The sequence below is a fragment of the Pseudomonas chlororaphis subsp. piscium genome (assembly GCF_003850345.1).
In the GTDB taxonomy this organism is placed as follows: domain Bacteria; phylum Pseudomonadota; class Gammaproteobacteria; order Pseudomonadales; family Pseudomonadaceae; genus Aquipseudomonas; species Aquipseudomonas piscium.
The window spans coordinates 544,052-562,202 of record NZ_CP027707.1; the positions used below are offsets into that span (position 1 = coordinate 544,052).

General features: G+C 63.1%; 17 protein-coding genes and 1 pseudogene. 5 read left to right on the forward strand and 13 right to left on the reverse strand.

The features are described 5' to 3' along the window. Positions 1 to 10: 10 nt before the first annotated feature. Genes C4K38_RS02470 through C4K38_RS02495 form a run of 6 tightly spaced genes read right to left on the reverse strand, consistent with a single transcriptional unit; the run spans position 11 to position 4,250 of the window. Positions 11 to 1,690, reverse strand: coding sequence for an acyl-CoA synthetase family protein (locus tag C4K38_RS02470; RefSeq protein WP_053277139.1), 1,680 nt, complete (start codon positions 1,688 to 1,690; stop codon positions 11 to 13). Further along, the gene (locus C4K38_RS02475; RefSeq protein WP_053277140.1) at positions 1,687 to 2,232 is read right to left on the reverse strand and encodes a COG4648 family protein; all 546 of its coding nucleotides are present in this window, start codon (positions 2,230 to 2,232) and stop codon (positions 1,687 to 1,689) included. Before C4K38_RS02475 ends, C4K38_RS02470 begins: the two co-directional genes overlap by 4 nt. Continuing rightward, positions 2,229 to 2,483: an acyl carrier protein gene (locus C4K38_RS02480; RefSeq protein ID WP_007926835.1), complete on the reverse strand. Its 255-nt coding sequence runs from the start codon at positions 2,481 to 2,483 to the stop codon at positions 2,229 to 2,231. The genes C4K38_RS02475 and C4K38_RS02480 overlap by 4 nt, the downstream gene beginning before the upstream one ends. Before the next feature lie 9 nt (positions 2,484 to 2,492). After that, positions 2,493 to 2,753, reverse strand: a complete 261-nt coding sequence (locus tag C4K38_RS02485) for a phosphopantetheine-binding protein (protein ID WP_025808152.1) — start codon at positions 2,751 to 2,753, stop codon at positions 2,493 to 2,495. Further along, positions 2,728 to 3,543, reverse strand: coding sequence for a lysophospholipid acyltransferase family protein (locus C4K38_RS02490; RefSeq protein WP_053277141.1), 816 nt, complete (start codon positions 3,541 to 3,543; stop codon positions 2,728 to 2,730). Before C4K38_RS02490 ends, C4K38_RS02485 begins: the two co-directional genes overlap by 26 nt. Next, complete coding sequence (locus tag C4K38_RS02495; RefSeq protein WP_053277142.1) at positions 3,519 to 4,250, reverse strand: beta-ketoacyl synthase chain length factor; 732 nt, start codon at positions 4,248 to 4,250, stop codon at positions 3,519 to 3,521. Before C4K38_RS02495 ends, C4K38_RS02490 begins: the two co-directional genes overlap by 25 nt. A gap of 334 nt (positions 4,251 to 4,584) precedes the next feature. Between C4K38_RS02495 and C4K38_RS02500 the strand changes: the two genes are divergently transcribed. Beyond that, a complete protein-coding gene (locus C4K38_RS02500; RefSeq protein ID WP_053277143.1) occupies positions 4,585 to 5,355 on the forward strand; it encodes a ParA family protein in 771 nt (256 codons plus the stop codon). Between the two features lie 125 nt (positions 5,356 to 5,480). Here the strand turns inward: C4K38_RS02500 and trxC are convergent, their stop codons facing one another. Next, on the reverse strand, positions 5,481 to 5,915 hold the full coding sequence (gene trxC / locus C4K38_RS02505) for a thioredoxin TrxC (RefSeq protein ID WP_007926827.1): 435 nt from the start codon (positions 5,913 to 5,915) through the stop codon (positions 5,481 to 5,483). A gap of 224 nt (positions 5,916 to 6,139) precedes the next feature. Between trxC and C4K38_RS02510 the strand changes: the two genes are divergently transcribed. Both C4K38_RS02510 and C4K38_RS02515 read left to right on the forward strand, forming a co-directional pair. Continuing rightward, on the forward strand, positions 6,140 to 6,436 hold the full coding sequence (locus C4K38_RS02510) for a type II toxin-antitoxin system HigB family toxin (RefSeq protein ID WP_053277144.1): 297 nt from the start codon (positions 6,140 to 6,142) through the stop codon (positions 6,434 to 6,436). After that, positions 6,433 to 6,834 (forward strand): helix-turn-helix domain-containing protein, encoded by a 402-nt coding sequence (locus C4K38_RS02515; RefSeq protein ID WP_053277145.1) that lies wholly within the window; start codon positions 6,433 to 6,435, stop codon positions 6,832 to 6,834. The genes C4K38_RS02510 and C4K38_RS02515 overlap by 4 nt, the downstream gene beginning before the upstream one ends. A gap of 4 nt (positions 6,835 to 6,838) precedes the next feature. Here C4K38_RS02515 and selO read toward each other — a convergent pair whose 3' ends face one another. From selO to C4K38_RS32815, 5 genes and pseudogenes are all read right to left on the reverse strand, one after another. Then, positions 6,839 to 8,302, reverse strand: a complete 1,464-nt coding sequence (gene selO, locus C4K38_RS02520) for a protein adenylyltransferase SelO (RefSeq protein ID WP_053277146.1) — start codon at positions 8,300 to 8,302, stop codon at positions 6,839 to 6,841. A gap of 48 nt (positions 8,303 to 8,350) precedes the next feature. Further along, on the reverse strand, positions 8,351 to 11,698 hold the full coding sequence (gene mscK / locus C4K38_RS02525) for a mechanosensitive channel MscK (RefSeq protein WP_053277147.1): 3,348 nt from the start codon (positions 11,696 to 11,698) through the stop codon (positions 8,351 to 8,353). A 35-nt stretch (positions 11,699 to 11,733) separates the two neighbouring features. After that, positions 11,734 to 13,476: a potassium/proton antiporter gene (locus C4K38_RS02530; protein ID WP_025808144.1), complete on the reverse strand. Its 1,743-nt coding sequence runs from the start codon at positions 13,474 to 13,476 to the stop codon at positions 11,734 to 11,736. A 208-nt stretch (positions 13,477 to 13,684) separates the two neighbouring features. Next, positions 13,685 to 14,557: a methyl-accepting chemotaxis protein gene (locus C4K38_RS32810; protein ID WP_414860334.1), complete on the reverse strand. Its 873-nt coding sequence runs from the start codon at positions 14,555 to 14,557 to the stop codon at positions 13,685 to 13,687. A gap of 30 nt (positions 14,558 to 14,587) precedes the next feature. Further along, positions 14,588 to 15,310 (reverse strand): annotated as a pseudogene (locus C4K38_RS32815) (MCP four helix bundle domain-containing protein); the annotation flags it as partial. Positions 15,311 to 15,591: 281 nt separating this feature from the next. Here C4K38_RS32815 and C4K38_RS02540 point away from each other — a divergent pair. Beyond that, a complete protein-coding gene (locus C4K38_RS02540; RefSeq protein ID WP_007926810.1) occupies positions 15,592 to 15,822 on the forward strand; it encodes a hypothetical protein in 231 nt (76 codons plus the stop codon). After that, entirely contained in the window at positions 15,819 to 16,121 is a 303-nt protein-coding gene (locus C4K38_RS02545; protein ID WP_053277149.1) for a cell division protein ZapA, read from the forward strand. Before C4K38_RS02540 ends, C4K38_RS02545 begins: the two co-directional genes overlap by 4 nt. Before the next feature lie 93 nt (positions 16,122 to 16,214). Here C4K38_RS02545 and C4K38_RS02550 read toward each other — a convergent pair whose 3' ends face one another. After that, the gene (locus C4K38_RS02550; RefSeq protein WP_053277150.1) at positions 16,215 to 18,017 is read right to left on the reverse strand and encodes an acyl-CoA dehydrogenase; all 1,803 of its coding nucleotides are present in this window, start codon (positions 18,015 to 18,017) and stop codon (positions 16,215 to 16,217) included. Positions 18,018 to 18,151: the final 134 nt, after the last annotated feature.

The following is an 18,151-nucleotide window of genomic DNA, read 5'->3' on the forward strand; positions in this document are numbered from 1 at the left end:
GGCCAATAACTTATCCACAGGCGTTCTCCAGCAGGATGCGGCCGCTGGAGCAGGCGGCGGTGTCATTGCGATAGGCGAAGTAGAGTTTGCCGCGCTCATGATCGAAGCGCAGGTGCAGTTGCACCTGGTCTCCGGGGCGTACCAGTTGCTGGAACTTCAGCACTTCCATGCCGGCAAAGCGGCCCGGCAGACCGAGGAACTGCTGGCCCAGGGCCAATGCCCAGTCCACCTGGACCACGCCCGGCAGCACCGGGGTCTGGGGGAAGTGGCCACTGAAGTAGGCCAGGTCCGGCGGGATCGCCAGTTGCAGGCTCCATTCGCCGTCGGCCTCGAGTTGTTCCAGCACTTCCGGCGTCCGTGGACGCGGGGCCAGCAGCAGGGCTTCGACGTCGGCCTGGGGCAGCTTGCCCTGGCTGTTCAGGGGCAACTGGCGCAGCAGGCGCCAGCGGCGTGGCAGCGCCAGGGCCTCGCAATGCTGGCTCAGGTGCTGGCGCAGCGCTTGGGTGAGGGCCCGACGCCCCTGATTGCGCAAGGCGTGCAGGCCTTGTTCGCTGAGGACCAGCAGCGCGCCGAGGGAGGCGCGGTTTTCCCGGACCACCCCAAGGCGCGCTTCGGCGACCCAGGCATGCCCGGCCAGGGCCTGTTCCAGCATCGGCAGGGAAATGCGTTTTTCTTCCAGCTTGACGATCCGGTCCAGGCGCCCGAGCAGCTCGAAACGCCCATCGGCGGCGATGCGCGCGGCATCGGCGGTGTGTTCGACATGCCCGGCCGGCAGGTAGGGCGAGGCGATCAGCAGGGCACCGTCGCTGTCCTGGCTCAGTTCGACCCCGGCGAAGGCTTGCCACAGGCTGTCGCCCTGGCGCCAGGCGATGCCGCCGGTTTCCGAGCTGCCGAGGATCTCCGTTGGCCATTGTTGCAGGCGCTGGTGCAGGCCTTGCGCGGCGTCGGCGGGCAACGCGCCTCCGGAGGAAAACACCCGGCGCACCGGGCTCAGGGCCGGCCAGTCGAGGTTGTCGCCCATGCGCTTGAGCAATGCCGGGCTGGCGACCCAGGCAAAGGCCGGGTGTTCGCGGCTGGCGCGCTGCAGGTCTTCCGGGAACGGCAACTGCCGACGGACGAAGGTGCGCCCGGCGCAGAGCGGCCAGAGCACACGGAACAGCAGGCCGTAGATATGTTGGGTGGCGACGCTGCCGATGATGCAGGCCTGGCCCAATCCCTCGCCCCACAGTTGCTCCAGGGCCTCGACTTCGTTGGCCAGCTGGCGCAGGGATTTGTCGATGCGCTTGGGTTCGCCGCTGGAGCCGGAGGTGCACAGGCTCAGGCGGCAGGTGTCGAGATCGAGTTCGGCGGCGGGCAATGGCGGCTGGTCGAAGTCGGCCAAGTGAGCATCGCCGGGCTGGTCGGTCAGCCACAGATCGATCTGTGTCGCCCAGCGTTGCCGGGTCTGGGGTTGCAGGTCGGCGGGCAGCAGCACGCTGACCCCGGCGCGCCAGGCGCCGAGCAGGGCGATGGCCAGCTCGGCGGCATCTTCCAGGTGCAGGGCCAGGCGCTGTACGCCCCTGGCCTGCAAGCCTGCGGCCAGGCTCAGGGCCTGGTGCTGCAGCTTGCTGTGATCGAGTGCCGGTTCGAGCGTGATGGCCCGTTCCGGCAGCGACTTGAGCAGCAGGTGCTCAAGTTTTATCCAATTCATGCGCGGCCTCGTACGCGTTGTCGTAACAGCCATTCAATGGCAAACAGCAAACCCATCAACCCGTAGGCGATCAGGCCGTTGTACAACGTCCACCAGCTCAGCGGCGCCCACAGGGTCAGGGCGGCGGCGAGCAATCCGTTACAGAGGAAAAACACACTCCAGGCGACAGTCACCTGGCGGGTATAGCGAATCGCCTTTTCCGGCAGTTCCGGCTCGCTCAGGCGGGCCAGGCGCTCGGCCACCGGCGGACCGAATTTCAGGCTCAGGCCGAACAGCGTGAGCATGAAGCCGCTGACCAGTACCGGGTACCAGCGCAATAACGATGGGCTGTCGAACAACGCCAGCAGCAGGCAGAAGACCAGGGCGGCGCCCGCCATCAACAGGCTGCCGGGGCGCCGTTCGCCAGTCAGGACCCGGGCCAGCCACAGGCTGCCGAGCAACAGGCCGAACTGCCATGGCGCGAAACGCTCCATGCCGAAATACACCGCAAAGGGATACAACAGGCCCGCCAGCAGCAGGCCAAGGCCGATCAGCCGGCTCATGCGGCCGGCTGGACCAGACGGTACACCGCCTCGACCACGTCATTGACGGTACGCACCGACTTGAATTCCTCGGCGGCGATTTTCTTGCCGGTCTTGCGCTTGATGTGATCGATCAGGTCGACGGCGTCGATGCTGTCGATTTCCAGGTCTTGATACAGGTTGGATTCCAGGCTTACGCGTTCCGGTTCCAGTTCGAAGAGTTCCACCAGGGCATCACGCAAGGTGTTGAAGATGTCGTCGCGAGTTTGCATGGTCCGGTCTCAAGCTGCCTGTTTTGCAGTGACGAACGCCGCAAGGCTCGCCACGTTGGTGAAGTGGTTGCGGGTGTCCTTGGCATCGGCGTCGATCTTGATGCCGTAGCGTTTCTGGATCGCCAGGCCCAGTTCCAGGGCGTCGACCGAGTCCAGGCCCAGGCCTTCACCGAAGAGCGTCTGCTCGTTGCCGATGTCTTGCACGCTGATGTCTTCGAGGCCCAGGGCATCGATGATCAACATTTTAATTTCTAGGTGCAGATCGCTCATCTTCGGCGAGCTCCTTAATGAAGTAGTGATGCAAATAATCGTTGAGCTTGCGCGAGGCCTGCGGTGCGGGGCCTTGGGCGGCAAAGGCATACGGGTCTATATCGGCTCCGACGCGAAAACTGAAGTGCACGCGGCGCATCGGGATGCGGTACCAGGGTTCGGCCTTGGTCAGGGTGGTCGGGCTGACCTTGATCACCACCGGGGTGATGATTCTCGCACCCCGCAAGGCGATTGCCGCGCCCCCCCGATGAAAGGCCGGGGCCTTGCCCGGCTGGGTGCGGGTGCCCTCGGGGAAGATCACCAGGGTCTGGCCATTGCGCAGGGCTTCGCCGGCGGCGTCGAGCATATCCATGCTGCCGTCGTTGCTGATGTATTCGGCTTCGCGTATCGGGCCGCGGGTAAAGGGGTTCTGCCACAGGCTCTGCTTGACCACGCAGTTGGCGTTGCGCACCAGGCCGATGAGGAACACCACGTCGATCAGCGACGGGTGGTTGGCGATGATTATTTGTCCGGGGCGGCCGAGCTTTTCCGCGCCTTCGACTTCATAGGTCAGCACGCCGCTACGGGCCATGAAACGGATGAACAGCCAGAACAGCCGGCCGATGGTGCGCCGCGCGCGCTGGCGATGCGCTTCGGCATTGCCGGGCAGGCAGGCGAGCAGCGGGAAAATCACCAGGCGCAGGCCCAGGCCGACCAGGCCGAACAAGGCGAAGCTCGCTGCCGTGGCGACCAGGCGCCAGTAGTAGGCGTCGCGGGGTTTTGTGTTTACAGGTTGCGTTGCCAGTTCCATACACGGTTCTTCCAGGCATGTTGGCAGGAGGTCTGCTCGCCGAGCAGGGTACGCAAGAGATTCAGGGCATGGGGCCACTTGGCGCGGGGTGCTTCCTCGGTGGCGGTACCAAGCGTCAGTTGCCACTCTTTGCCGGGGGTCAGCAACAGGCCCACCGCATAGGGGAAAGGCACGTCGTCGATCCAGGTGGCATAGGCTTCGGGTGGCTGCTCTTCGGTGACCACCAGCAGCACCGCCGGGGCGCCTTCCTCAAGCAGCGCCGCGGCCTCTAGCATGCCGTGTTCAAGGCCGTCGCCGGCGGCGGCGAGGGCGGTCATTTCGCTGGTTTCGCCACGCATGATCGACCACAGGCCGATCACCGCGTTGTGCACCGAGAGGCTGAACTGGGTCGGGGACAACGGCTGGTCGGCCGCCAGGTCGCTGAGGATGTCGAAGGTCCGCGGCGTTTCGCCATGCCGGGAAATAAAGACCAACGGTAGCTGTTCCAGGCCTTCGGCCAGGGGCCAGCCTACGCTGAAGGCCATGCGGGCCAGACGGCTGAGGCGCCGGCGCTGCATGGCCGGAAGAAACGACACGTCAGGGGCAGCATCACTGCTCTCGAGCACGACCGGCTGTCGGCTCCAGGCCTGCCAATCGTCCACGCTTTCGAGCCCAGGGGCCCACGCGCGCCATTGAGCGATGTTGAAGTTGATCACTTGAAAATTCATCCCGCCCCTGCGGGCTTCCTTGACGTGGTCAGGCGTTTCGATCGGAGACTTACCTGGCACGAAGCTACAGCCGAGTGGCGCGCATTATCCCGGTGTGACTGGCTGGTAGCAAACATTGGTTATGTTTCGCTCAGTGGAAATGACAAAATTCGACAGGTGAAAGGTGTCATTTGGCCATTATTGAGTGGGGGCAGGTCGAAGGCGCGGAAACTATTAGAAAGTTTAGGCTGATTCCGGCCATTGGAACTGACTTGGCAGTCCGCCGTCGGCGAGGTAGCGAAGCAGCGCTGCTGGCTACTACACTCGGTGATCTTTGATGCAGGGAGGTTCTGACATGCGGCGCGTGGTGTTCAATCAGAAAGGGGGAGTCGGCAAGTCGAGCATTGCCTGCAATCTGGCGGCTGTGAGCGCCAGCGAGGGGTATCGCACGCTGCTGGTGGACCTGGATGCCCAGGCCAACTCCACTCAATACCTCACCGGCCTGACCGGCGACGACATTCCCATGGGGATCGCCGATTTCTTCAAACAGACCCTGTCTTCCGGACCGTTCTCGAAAAAGAACCAGGTCGATATCTACGAAACGCCGTTCGACAACCTGCATGTGGTGACGGCCACCGCCGAACTGGCGGATCTGCAGCCCAAGCTTGAGGCGAAGCACAAGATCAACAAGCTGCGCAAACTGCTGGACGAGTTGGCCGAGGACTACGACCGGATCTATCTGGATACCCCGCCGGCCCTGAACTTCTATGCGGTTTCGGCGCTGATTGCCGCCGATCGCGTATTGATTCCCTTCGACTGTGACAGCTTCTCCCGCCAGGCGCTGTACGGCCTGCTGGCTGAAATCGAAGAGCTCAAGGACGACCACAACGAGGACTTGCAGGTCGAGGGTATCGTGGTCAACCAGTTCCAGGCCCGCGCCAGCCTGCCCCAGCAAATTCTCGATGAGCTGATCGCCGAAGGCCTGCCGGTATTGCCGGTGTACCTGGCCAGTTCGGTGCGCATGCGTGAATCCCACCAGGCCAGCCTGCCACTGATCCACCTCGACCCCCGGCACAAGCTGACCCAGCAGTTCGTCGACCTGCATAACCTGCTGGAAAGCGCCTGACCCTCTTCTGTAGGAGCGAGGCTTGCCCGCGATAACGGTCTGACAACCGACGACGATGTTGAATGTCAGGCACTCATCGCGGGCAAGCCTCGCTCCTACAGATCAAGGCGATTTTGAAATAGCGGTCAGATGCCCTGGCTGCGCAACCAGCTCATCAGCTGCGGTAACGGGAAGGCGCCACTCTGGCGTGCCACTTCCCGTCCGTTCTTGAACAGAATCAGGCTCGGAATCGAGCGAATTCCCAACTGCGCCGACAATTGCTGATTGGCCTCGCTGTCGAGCTTGGCCAGCCGGCACTTGCCCGCCAGTTGCGCGGCCGCCTGCTCGAATACCGGCGCGAAGGATTTGCACGGCCCGCACCAATCCGCCCAGACATCCACCAGCAACGGCAGGTCGCCCTTGATCTGGCTGGCGTAGTCGCCTTGTTTCAGTTCGAAAGGCTGGTTCAGCAATACCTGGCCTTTGCAGCGCCCGCATTTGGGCTGGTCGCCCAGGCGCTCGGCGGGGATGCGGTTCAAACCGTTGCAATGGGGGCAGGGGATCAACAGTGGATCGGACATGAGGGGCTCCGGGATAAGTGGTCAATAGCCTCGATCTGGAGTCTGTGGGCTGGTTTATCAAGCTGTTGCATGTGCTCATACATCTTTGCGCGGCAACCCTCTGCTCGGTTCTAGGCTGGAGAGAGGCGATGCTCCGTGCCATTGGTCCGAGAGCATTTATAGCAACTTGCGATAAGTTGCTTCACCCTCTAGGCTGCCATAGCAGTATGCGATAAGGACTTTGCATGCGGGTAATCACGGCTAAACGAATTTGGGATGCCAAGGAAAAATGGCCGCACTCGGCCAAGGCGTTGGATGATTGGTATCGCGTGCTTAAGCGCAATCGGCTTGCGGATTTTGCCGCGATGAAGGCGATGTTTCCGGCGGTGGACAAGGCCGGACCGCTACATGTGTTCGATATCGGTGGCAACAAGATACGGCTGATTGCATTGGTCCGTTACACGACGCAAAAGCTCTATATCCGCCATGTGTTGGACCACCGTGAATATGACCGGGGTAAGTGGAAGGAGGATCGAGGATGAGTGCGTTGATCGAGCAAGTGGCCGAACACTGGCAGTTCGTTGCGCCGTTGCTGCGCAAGCCGAAAACCGAGGCGGACTACGACAGGTTGGTTCAGGCCCTTGACGAGTTGCTGGACCTGACAGGGGAAGACGAGGCCCATCCTCTCAACAGCCTGGTGGACATCATCGGGGACTGGATCGAAGCCTACGATCTTGAGCATCGCCCGATGCCTGTCGCCAGCGGAGTAGATGTGTTGCGCTACATGATGCGCGAACACGGCCTGACCCAGAGCGACCTGCCCGGTGTCGGTGCGCAGTCGGTGGTCTCGGAGATCCTGAGTGGCAAGCGTCAGCTCAACCTGCGGCAGGTCCGTTGGTTGGCCGCACGTTTCAAGGTATCGATGGAGACCTTTACCTGACCCCTCAGGATGAACAACTGATTTCCAGGTGCTTGCCCCATTCGGGCGGTCGTTCGGCGTAGCTGTCCATGCCGGCCTGTTGTTCGAACGGCTTGCTCAGCACTGCGTGCAGGCGGCGCACCTCGGAGTAATCCCCTTGCTCGGCGGCATCGATGGCCTTCTGCGCCAGGTAATTGCGCAGGATGTACAGCGGGTTGACCGCGTGCATGCGCGCGCGGCGCTGTTCTTGAGTGTCGTCCTGCTCGCGGGCGACCCGGGCCTTGTACAGATCGGCCCAGGCATCGAAGCCCTGGCGGTCGACGAAGTCGTCGCGCAGCCGGGCTACGGCCAGTTCAACAGATTCATCCCCCAGGCGACGGAAGAACAGGCTGTAGTCCACGCCGCTGCCTTGCATCAGTTGCAGCAGGCGCTCCACCAGCTTCTGATCCTCGTCTTCGGCGCTGGTCAGGCCGAGGCGGCGGCGCATCAGGTCCAGGTAATGGGCCTGGAACAGCGGCAGGAACAGACCGAGGGTTTCCCGCAGGGCCTCGACACTGATGAAGGGCATCAGCGCCTGGGCCAGGGCGCTGAGGTTCCACTGGCCGATCGGCACCTGGTTGCTGAACGAGTAGCGCCCCTGGTCATCGGAATGGTTGCAGATGAAATGCGCATCGAAGTCGTCGAGAAAGGCGAACGGCCCGAAGTCGAAGGTCACGCCGAGGATCGACATGTTGTCGGTGTTCATCACCCCGTGGCAGAAACCGTAGGCCTGCCACTTGGCGATCAGTTCGGCATTACGCTCCACCACCTCGCGGAACATCGCCAGGTAGGGTTCCGGCTGCTCCAGGCACTCGGGAAAGTGCATGGCCAGCACGTGCTCGCCCAGCTGTTTCTGCTGCTCGGGGCGTTTTGTGTAATAGAAGTATTCGAAGTGGCCGAAGCGGACATGGCTGGGCGACATGCGCAGCAGCATCGCCGCGCGCTCCTGTTTCTCGCGCCAGACCGGGGTGTCGGAGCCGATCACGCACAGCGCCCGGGTGGTCGGAATACCCAGGGCATGCAGCGCCTCGGAGGCCAGGAATTCGCGGATCGACGAACGCAGTACGGCGCGGCCGTCGCCCATGCGCGAGTAGGGGGTCTGGCCGGCACCCTTGAGGTGCAGGTCCCAGTGTTCGCCGGCGGCGTTGTACACCTCGCCCAGCAGCAAGCCGCGACCATCGCCCAACTGGGGGTTGTAGGAGCCGAACTGATGCCCGGAATAGACCATCGCCCGGGGCTCGGCCTCGGCCCACAGCTTGTGCCCGCCGAACAGCTCGGCGAACACCGGGCTTTCGGCGGCCAGGGGGTCCAGGTCCAGCAGCGCCATGGCTGCCGGACTGGCCACCACCAGGCGTGGATGGTCGATCGGCTCGGGCAGTACATGGGTTGAGAACGCGTCGCCCAGGCGGGCGAAGCGATTGTCGAAGGTCAGTTCGTCGAGGGCTTTCAACGGCCATCTCCAGCAGAATGTCCGAGCATTCTGCTAGGGATAGCGCCCTTAGTCGAGCTTGCTGGAGGGCGGTTCTTGCAGCGGTTTGCCGTCGGGCGGCGGGACTATGGTCTTGGTCTCCGGCTCGATGGGCACCATCTTGTATTCCTGGCCATGGAGGTTCTTCAGATAGACCTCCATCTGGCGGAACGAGATGTTGATGTGCTGCTTCTTGAACTCACGGTTGATGAAGCGGTTGACCTCGTCGAGCACCGGGTTGCGGTCCCCCAGCTCGCGCACGTGCATGCGCAGTTCGTGGTCCAGGGTGCTTTCGCCGAAGTTGAGGAAGTACACATGGGGCTCGGGTTCTTTCAGTACCCGCGGGTTATCGCGGGCCGCCTTGAGCAGCAGCTCCTTGACCAGGTCCAGGTCCGAGCCGTAGTCAACGCCGAGCTTGAGAGTCACCCGGGTGACGGTGTCGGTCAGCGACCAGTTGATCAGTTGCCCGGTGATGAAGGTCTGGTTCGGGACGATGATGTCCTTGCGATCGAAGTCGGTGATGGTGGTGGCGCGGATGCGGATCTTGCTCACCGTGCCCGACAGGTTGCCGATGGTGATGGTGTCGCCGATACGCACCGGCCGCTCGAACAGGATGATGATGCCGGAGATGAAGTTGGCGAAGATCGCCTGCATGCCGAAACCCAGGCCCACTGACAGTGCAGCCACCAGCCACTGCAACTTGTCCCAGCTGACGCCGAGGGTCGACAGGGTCGAGACGAAGCCGACGCCGGCAATCACATAGGACAGCAGCGTGGTGGTCGCGTAGGCGCTGCCCTGGGCCAGGTTCAGCCTGGACAGTACCAGCACCTCCAGCAGCCCCGGCAGGTTGCGCGCCAGGGCGAAGGTGATGCCGACGATGATCAGCGCGCCGAGCATGTCGCCGATGCTGATGGGCACCATGCTCATGTTGGCGCCAGCGCCGCTGGTGTATTCGTAGAGGGTGATGTTGTCCAGGTAGGAGAACACGCTGATCAGGTCCGACCAGACCCAGTACAGCCCGGCCATGAAGCCGCCGAGCAGGGCCAGGCGGATCAGGCGCAGGGACTGTTCGTTGACCTTCTCGATATCCAGGGTCGGCTCTTCGACCACCGCTTCGCCGTCGCCGCTCTCCTTGGCGGCCTGGCGTTTGGCCAGGGCTCGCTGGTAGGCCAGGCGCCGGGCGGCGACGCCCAGTCCGCGGACGAAAGTGGCTTCGATCACCAGCCAGAACATCAGCAGGTACAGGGTATTGATCAGGCGGTCGCTGAGCTTCAGCGCGGTGTAGTAGTAGCCGAAGCACACGGCGATGAACAAGGCGATCGGCAGCGCAGTGAACAGCACCGCCACCGCCTTGCGGAACAGTGAGGCGTTCTGGTGCGTCGGGCTGCTCAGCAGGCGGCTGAGCAACCAGGCCATCAGGGCGTAGCAGGCCAGGACCACGACGATACCGAGTACGTCATCGGCCAGCGCCGCCGGTTGGTGTTCGGCCACGGCGACCACGGCCACCAGGGCCATGACCACCAGCCCTAGGCGACGGACCCAGCCCTGGAGGAATTCGACCTGGGGCTTTTCCCAGCGGAAATGCAGTTCCGCCACGCCGCCGGGGGCGAGGATCCGGTAGGCGGTATAGAACACCAGCCAGGCCTGGGCCATCTGCAACAGTGCCGCGCCGAGGTTGGCGTTCTGCCCGCGGGCGTCGATCTGCAAGGCCAGGCCGCACAGCGCCAGGCCAAGGGAGACCGGCATCGCCAGCAGGATGTTGACCAGGATCGCCTGCGGCGTGTGCCATTGGCTGTCGCGCTTGAAGTGGCCGATGTCCTTGTGCACCTTGTTCAGGCGCAGGTACAGGTTCTTGCGCCGCCACAGCAGGGCCGCGATCAGCAACAGCAAGGGCAGGAACAGCAGCGGCCGTTGCGCCAGGCCGTCGGCCAGCTCGCTCAGGCTGGACGACCAGGGCAGGGTAGTGACCTGTTTGGCCAGGCGCAGCGGCACCGCTTGCAGCCATTCGCCGTCCAGCGGCTTGTTGCTGGGAATCCAGAACATCTGCTCATCAAGGGTCGCGCGCAGGCTTTGCGAGGTGCTCAGCAGTTGCTTCTGGTTGAGCTGCAGGGTGATGGATTCGTTGAGCAGCGCGCTCAGCTCACGGCTCAGGCGCTCCAGCAGGTCGGCGCGGGTGATGGCCAGGTCCAGCAGGGTCTTGCGCAGTTGCGGGGTGACTTGCTCGGACGGCTGGCTGGCCAGCAGGTTGTTGACGTAACTGCTGGGGCTGCTGATCAGCTCGCGCTGCTGGTTGATCTCGAACTGGTACAGGCGGATGTCGGCGATCTGGTCGGCCAGGTCGCGATCGAGCCGCAAGTGCGGCAGCGCCTGCTTCTGTTTATAGAGAATCTTCGACAGCAGCAGGCTGCCCTTGAGCACGCCGATCTGCTCGTCCAGCGCGGCATCGCTCTGGGTCACGCTGTCGAGTTGCTGCTTGGTCTGCAGGTTCTGCTGGGTCAGCTCGTTGAGGCGGTCGGTGCTTTTGAGCAGGTAGTCGGAGAGCTTCAGGTTGGCCGCGCTTTCGGTGGCCAGGAGGCTGCTGCTGCCGGCCTTTTGCGCTTCGATCGATTGCTGGGTGACGGTTTCCTGGGACTGGGCCAGGCGCTTCTGGTTGATCAGGGTCTGCAGGTCCTGGATTTCCTGCTCCAGGCGCGCGGTCTTTTCCATCAGCAGATCGTGCTGGCTGTTGCCCAGGTCCTGCAGTTGGCTGTTGCCGGCCAGTTCCTGGCGGCGCAGCGGGATCAGCGCGTTGATCGCCGCCAGTTCGGCGTTGAGCTGATTGCGCTGGTCGGCGTTGATCGGTTTGCCGGCGTCTTTACCGTTCTTGAGGATCGTATTGATCTGCTGGGTGCGGGTCTGGCTGCTGCTGATCTCGGCCTGGGCGCGCTCGGGGCGGGTCTGCGCGGTAATCGCCAGGCTGTTGGCCTCGGCCAGGGCTTTCTGCATGTCACCCTGCTGGGTGGTGCGCTCGGTCAGCAGTTGTTCGAGCTGCGACACCGGCAGGTTGGCGTAGCGCTGGGCCACTGGCACCACCTTGGTGGCCTTCAGGCGGGTCAGCTCGCGCTGGTTCTCGCTGGTCTGGCGCGGTGCATTGCTCAGCTGCTGTTTGAGGTCGTTCAGGCGCTGCTCGTAATCCTGCTTGTTCGACAGCTGGGTCAGCGTCTGTTGCAGCACCGCTTGCAGGGCCTTTTGATCGGCCTCCGGCAATTTGCGCTCGGCGATTTTATCCAGGCTCTGCTGGACGGACTCGGCACTGGGCGGTTCGGCCGCTTGCAGAGGGCCGACAGAAAGGCTCAGGCCCAGCAGGGCAATGGCGAAAAAGGTACGCAGGGTTGGCATAGAGACCGGTCAAGCTGGATGAGAAGTTAGGCAGTTTAGAGGAAGAGTCCGGGGCCCGGGCGACTTCCTTCGGGGAATCTGACGCCCACTTTGCTGATCTTGTTCCCCTCCATCACGGCAACGGTCCAGATGGTGTTGTTCCATTCCACCTGGTCGCCGACCACCGGAGCGCCCCCCACTTTCTGGGTGATGAAGCGGCTCAGCGGCATGTCCGGATCGAGCCCTTCGAGCTTCAGCCCGTACAGCGCCGAAACCGCGCCCAGCTGGGCGTCGCCTTCGAGAACGAAGTCGCCGAAGAAGCGCAGATCGAGGCCCCGTTGCGGTGCCTGGCTGAAGAGTTTTCCGAGGGCCGGCAGGTTGTGTTCATGGCCGATGACGCAGAGCAAATCATCGGCTTCCAGCACCGTACTACCCGACGGATGGAGCAGTTGATGGTGACGAAACAGGGCGGCGATACGAGTGCCTTCGGGCATTTTCAGCTCGCGCAACGCTGCGCCGATGCACCATTTTTCCGCGCCGAGGCGATAGACGAACAGCTCCCATTCGCTGGTGACATGCACTTCCAGGGCGGCGCGGGAGATTGGCGCCGGCTCCGGTGGCACCGTGACTTTCAGCAGCTTGGCGACCCACGGCAGGCTGGTGCCTTGCACCAGCAGGGACACCAGCACGATAAAGAAGGCCAGGTTGAAGTACAGCTGGGCCTCGGGCAGCCCGGCCATCAGCGGGAACACCGCGAGAATGATCGGGACCGCACCGCGCAGGCCGACCCAGGAAATAAAGGCTTTCTCGCGCCCGTGGAAGGCCTTGAACGGCAACAGGCCGACCATCACCGACAGCGGCCGGGCGAACAGGATCATCCACAGCGCCAGGCCCAGCGCCGGCAGGGCGATGGGCAGCAGGTCGTGGGGCGTGACCAGCAGGCCGAGTACCAGGAACATGCCGATCTGCGACAGCCAGGCCATGCCGTCGAGCATGTGCAGGATGCCGTGTCGGCTGCGCACCGGGCGGTTGCCGATCACCAGGCCGCACAGGTACACCGCGAGGAAGCCGCTGCCATGCAGGGCGTTGGTCAGGGCGAAGACCACCAGGCCGCCAGCGATCACCAGGATCGGGTACAGGCCGGTGGCCAGGTTGATGCGGTTCACCAGTTGCAGCATCAGCCAGCCGCCGCCCAAGCCGACCAGGCCGCCGATGCCGAACTCGCGCAGCAGATGCCCCAGCAGGCTCCAGTGCAGGCCGGTCTGGCCGCTGGCGAGCATGTCGATCAGGGTCACGGTGAGGAACACCGCCATCGGATCGTTACTGCCCGACTCGATCTCCAGGCTGGCGGTGACCCGTTCGTTCAGGCCCTTGCCGCCCAGCAGCGAGAACACCGCCGCGGCGTCGGTGGAGCCGACGATGGCGCCGATCAGCAGGCCCTGGATCAGGTTCAGGTCGAACAGCCAGGCGGCCGCCATGCCGGTCAGGCCGGTGGTGATCATCACGCCGACGGTGGCCAGCGACAACGCGGGCCACAAAGCCACGCGGAAGCTCGAGACCCGGGTGCGCAGGCCGCCGTCGAGGAGGATCACCGCGAGCGCGAGGTTGCCCACCAGGTAGGCGGTCGGGTAGTTGTTGAAAATGATGCCGCCACCGTCGACGCCGGCGGCCATGCCCACGGCCAGGATGATCACCAGGATCGGGATACCGAGGCGGGACGAAAGGGAACTCACCAGAATGCTCGCACCTACCAGCAACGCGCCGATCAAGAACAGGCTGTTGATGGTCGTCGCATTCAAAGGCAGTACTCCAGAAGCAGAAAGGCGGGCACAAACTGACCATGCAGTCTGCGTGCCAGCGATTCTAACCTGTTGAAATACGATGCTGTCAAAAAGCTTTTGCGCCTGTTTACAGGCGGCGAAAAAACGTCGCCCGGCGCCGACTGCTGACGGACTTCATGGCGATCCGTAGCGGCTGGCGCAGGCGACGATCGGTGCTGTTGGCGAACTACAGCGTGAACCGCGCCACCATGCTGTTCAGGTCCACGGCCAGGCGGGACAGCTCGTGGCTGGCGTCGCTGGTCTGGTTGGCGCCGGTGGCCGATTGCACCGACAGGTCGCGGATGTTTACCAGGTTGCGGTCCACTTCTCGGGCCACCAGGGCCTGCTCCTCGGCGGCGCTGGCGATGACCAGGTTGCGCTCGTTGATCTCGTTGACCGCGGTGTTGATGGTATCCAGGGCACCGCCGGCGCCACGGGCGATGCTCAGGGTCGAGTCGGCGCGCTCGGTGCTGGTGCGCATCGACTCGACAGCGTGTTCGGTGCCGCTCTGGATGCTACCGATCATGCGTTCGATTTCGCTGGTGGACTGCTGGGTGCGGTGGGCCAGGGCGCGCACTTCATCGGCGACCACGGCGAAACCGCGTCCGGCATCGCCAGCCCGGGCCGCTTCTATCGCGGCGTTCAAGGCCAGCAGGTTGGTCTGGTCGGCCAGGCCGCGGATTACGTCCAACACCTTGCCGATGTCCCGCGACTCCTCGGCCAGCTCGCTGATCCTGTTGGCCGAGCTCTGCACTTCGCTGCTCATGAGCTCTATGGCGCTGACGGTTTCCCGCACCAGGTTGCGGCCTTCGCTGGCCGACTGGGTGGCGTCGTTCGAGGCCTCGGCGGTGCTCACGGCGTTGCGTGCGACTTCTTCGACGGCGCAGGTCATTTCGTTCACGGCGGTGGCCGCCTGTTCGATTTCGTTGTTCTGCTGGGTCAGGCCGCGGGCGCTTTCGTCGGTGACGCTGTTCAGCTCTTCCGCGGCCGAGGCCAGCTGGCTGGCGGAGCCGGAAATATGCAGCAGGGTCTGGCGCAGTTTTTCCTGCATGCTCGCCATGGCTTGCAACAGGCGCCCAGGTTCGTCACGTCCGTTGACCCGGATGCTTTGGGTGAGGTCGCCTTCGGCGATGTTTTCCGCGGCATGCAAGGCGCTGGCGATGGGCTGGGTAATGCTGCGGGTCAGCAACCAGGCAAACACTACGGTCAGGGTGGTGGACAGGACCAGCAGGGCGACCACCAGGTTGAACGCCGAAGCGTATTCCTCGGCGGCTTGTTCGTTGGCGTCATGGGAGCGCTGGCTGTTGATCTGCACCAGCTGGTTCAGAACCTTGTTGATCTGCTGCGAGTTCTTCATCAGCTCGTTGTTCAGCATCTCTTGCAGTTCACCCAACTGATTGTTGCGCGACAGCTCTTTGATGCGCTCCTCGAGCTTGCGGTATTCGGCCAGCAGCTTGAGGTAGTGGTCGTAGGCCTCGCTCTCCTCCGGGCTGCTGACCAGCTTTTCATAGGTGGTGCGGATCTTTTCGATCTGCTGGTTGCCCAGCTCGAGCGACTCGCGGGTCTTGGCCTGTACCTCGGGACCGCGGTTGATCACCAGGCGATAGGACAGCACCTGCAGCCGCAGCATCTGCTGGGTGAACTCGTCGATGCTCTGGATGCTGGGCATGTTGTCGGTGGAGATGGTGACGGTCGCCGCGCGAATCTTGCTCATCTGGTTCAGGGCGAAAATGCCCAGGAACAGCATCAGGCAGCCGATGAATGCAAAGCCGAGAAATGCCCTCGGTGCGATGTTCATGTTGCGAAGAGACATGGGGATCTACCTCAAGAATGCGCAATCCATGCCGCGGTGATTAATAGGGCTCCCCTGACCTATCGCGCGGAAAAATGGATTCTTGAAGCAGGAGCGAGAGTTTCAGAAAGATCTGATGAACGACGAAGTGTCAGGAACCAGATGGGGGAATGACAGTCTTTAAAGTTCGCAGGCAAGGTCACCCGCCAGGTAAATCAAGGCGTTGCGCCGGGATAACCCTGGCATCCAGGGTGACTTTTCTTTATCGTACGCGCCCTTTGAAAAATGCTCGGAAAATCAAAATGTTGGAAGCATCCCTAAGCCAATTGGAACAGCTTGTCAGTGACCTGGTGCAACAGAACCAGGAGCTGTCGGGCACGAACGAAACCCTCAAGGCAGAACTGGCCCAGGCCAAGGATGAGAACGAAAGCCTGCAACTGAGCCTGATGGAACAGGAAGAGAAGCAAGGCGCTACCGCGGCCCGTATCCAGGCCCTGGTCGAGCGCGTCAGCGCCGGTCCTGTCAGCGCATGAGGCAGGGTGCCGACGGGGTAAAAGTCGTCTCGATTCTCGGTGAGGACTATTCGATCAAGGCGCCGGCCGGGGAAGAGCAGACCCTGCTGGATGCCGCGTTGATGTTGAAGGCCGCCCTGGCCGAGACCAAGAAGAAATACCCGACGCTGATCGGTGACCGCTTGCTGGTGCTGGCGGCGATGAACCTGTGCTCCCAGCAGCTCGAGATGCAAAAGCGTCATCAGCAGGAGCTCGACCGTTACCAAGAGCAAGTCAGCGCCACGGTCGAAGTGATCTCCAAGACCATCAGCCAGAACTGATGGATTTGCCCGCAACCTGCAACGCCGTTGCGGTTGTGTCGGACTGATTGTTTTCGCGAGCAGCCGAGCGGCGCTCGATTGCTCGCGATGCTTTTAGAACCACTCGTCCTGCATGCTCAGGCAGGTATCGTCCCGCGCTTCCAGCAGGTCCAGTTCGTGATGACAGGCCGGCACTTCCCAGGTCAGGAAGTAACGCGCCGCCTGCAGCTTGCCCTTGTAGAAACCCACATCCGCCGCGTTGCCCCTGGCCAGGCCTTTCTGTGCCCGAATCGCCTGTTCCAGCCAGCGCCAGCCGATCACCGCATGACCGAAGGCTTTCAGGTACAGCGCCGAGTTGGCCAGGCTGCTGTTGACCTTGCCCTGGGCCAGGTCGGTGAGCAGGCCGATGGTCACGCCTTGCAGGCGCGTCACCAGTTTTTCCAGCGGTTGGCGCAGCGCTGTCAGGGCATCGTGGGCCTGGGCCCGCGCGTTGGTATCGGCGATCAGGCGAATCAGTTGTTTCAACCCCGCGCCGCCGTTCTGCGCCAGCTTGCGCCCCAGCAGGTCCAGTGACTGGATGCCGTGGGTGCCTTCATGGATCGGGTTCAGGCGGTTGTCGCGGTAATACTGTTCCACCGGGTATTCACGGGTGTAGCCGTGGCCGCCGAGGATCTGGATTGCCAGTTCGTTGGCCTTCAGGCAGAACTCCGAGGGCCAGGATTTGACGATGGGAGTCAGCAGGTCCAGCAGTTCGTGGGCCTGTTTGCGCTCATCCTCGGTGGGCAGGGTGGTGGTGTCGTCGAACAGCCGCGCAGCGTACAGGCCCAGGTCGAAGGCGCCTTCGACATAGGCCTTCTGGGTCAGCAGCATGCGCTTGACGTCGGCGTGCTGGACGATCGACACCGGCGCGGTAGTCGGGTCCTTGTTGTCCGGCAGGCGGCCTTGCGGGCGTTCGCGGGCGTATTCCAGGGAGTACAGGTAGCCGGCGTAACCGAGCATCACCGCGCCCATGCCGACGCCGATCCGCGCCTCGTTCATCATCTGGAACATGTAGCTCAGGCCGTGGTGCGGCTTGCCTACCAGATAGCCGACACACTCCCCGTTATCGCCGAAGTTCAGCGCCGTTGAGGTGGTGCCGCGCCAGCCCATCTTGTGGAACAGCCCGGCCAGCAGCACGTCGTTGCGCGGGCCCAGGCTACCGTCGTCGTTGACCAGGAACTTGGGCACGATAAACAGCGAAATGCCCTTCACCCCGGCCGGCGCGTCCGGCAGCTTGGCCAGCACCATGTGCACGATGTTCTCCGACAGCGGGTGATCGCCGCCGGAGATGAAGATCTTGTTGCCCTTGAGCCGGTAGGTGCCGTCCGCCGCCGGTTCGGCGCGGGTGCGGATATCCGACAGCGACGAGCCGGCATGGGGCTCGGTCAGGGCCATGGTGCCGAAGAAGCGCCCGTCGATCATCGGCTGCAGGAAGCGCTGCTTCTGTTCGGCGGTGCCAAAGCTTTCGATCAGGTTGGCCGCGCCCATGGTCAGGAAGGGGTAGGAGGTGGAGGCCGCGTTGGCCGCCTGGAAGTGAGCGAAGCAGGCCTGGGACAACAGCGTCGGCAACTGCATGCCACCGGCCTCGAAGCTGCGCGCGGCGTTGAGGAAGCCGGCTTCGAGAAAGGCATCGACCGCGGGTTTGACTTCCGGAATCAGGATCGCCTGGCCGTCTTCATAACGTGGCTCGTTTTCATCGCCCTTGCGGTTGTGCGGGGCGAAGAACTTCTCCGCAATGCTGCGCGCGGTGCCAAGGGCGGCGTCGAAGGTTTCCCGGTTGTGCTCGGCGAACCGTTCGCGCTGGGTCAGGCCCTCGGCATCGAGGACTTCATACAGCTCGAAAGCCAGATTGCGGGAACTGAGCAACGTCTCGGACATGGCGGCCTACCTGTGATTGGACTCAGCCGAGTCTAGGTGGGTGAATAAACTCTGGATAGCAAGATTGATTGCGGTGATGGAGGGGCCAAACGAGGGGGTAGGGTGTGTCAGTTACAACGCATGATTCTGTAGGA

Excerpts from the sequence above, each read along its gene's own strand:
- C4K38_RS02475 (WP_053277140.1), bottom strand. The coding sequence starts at position 2,232 with ATGAGCCGGCTGATCGGCCTTGGCCTGCTGCTGGCGGGCCTGTTGTAT.
- C4K38_RS02495 (WP_053277142.1), bottom strand. The coding sequence starts at position 4,250 with ATGAATTTTCAAGTGATCAACTTCAACATCGCTCAATGGCGCGCGTGG.
- C4K38_RS02515 (WP_053277145.1), top strand. The coding sequence starts at position 6,433 with ATGAGTGCGTTGATCGAGCAAGTGGCCGAACACTGGCAGTTCGTTGCG.
- C4K38_RS02500 (WP_053277143.1), top strand. The coding sequence starts at position 4,585 with ATGCGGCGCGTGGTGTTCAATCAGAAAGGGGGAGTCGGCAAGTCGAGC.
- C4K38_RS02540 (WP_007926810.1), top strand. The coding sequence starts at position 15,592 with ATGTTGGAAGCATCCCTAAGCCAATTGGAACAGCTTGTCAGTGACCTG.
- C4K38_RS02480 (WP_007926835.1), bottom strand. The coding sequence starts at position 2,483 with ATGCAAACTCGCGACGACATCTTCAACACCTTGCGTGATGCCCTGGTG.
- trxC (WP_007926827.1), bottom strand. The coding sequence starts at position 5,915 with ATGTCCGATCCACTGTTGATCCCCTGCCCCCATTGCAACGGTTTGAAC.
- C4K38_RS02470 (WP_053277139.1), bottom strand. The coding sequence starts at position 1,690 with ATGAATTGGATAAAACTTGAGCACCTGCTGCTCAAGTCGCTGCCGGAA.
- C4K38_RS02490 (WP_053277141.1), bottom strand. The coding sequence starts at position 3,543 with ATGGAACTGGCAACGCAACCTGTAAACACAAAACCCCGCGACGCCTAC.
- C4K38_RS02550 (WP_053277150.1), bottom strand. The coding sequence starts at position 18,017 with ATGTCCGAGACGTTGCTCAGTTCCCGCAATCTGGCTTTCGAGCTGTAT.
- C4K38_RS32810 (WP_414860334.1), bottom strand. The coding sequence starts at position 14,557 with ATGGCGAGCATGCAGGAAAAACTGCGCCAGACCCTGCTGCATATTTCC.
- C4K38_RS02485 (WP_025808152.1), bottom strand. The coding sequence starts at position 2,753 with ATGAGCGATCTGCACCTAGAAATTAAAATGTTGATCATCGATGCCCTG.
- C4K38_RS02545 (WP_053277149.1), top strand. The coding sequence starts at position 15,819 with ATGAGGCAGGGTGCCGACGGGGTAAAAGTCGTCTCGATTCTCGGTGAG.
- mscK (WP_053277147.1), bottom strand. The coding sequence starts at position 11,698 with ATGCCAACCCTGCGTACCTTTTTCGCCATTGCCCTGCTGGGCCTGAGC.
- C4K38_RS02510 (WP_053277144.1), top strand. The coding sequence starts at position 6,140 with ATGCGGGTAATCACGGCTAAACGAATTTGGGATGCCAAGGAAAAATGG.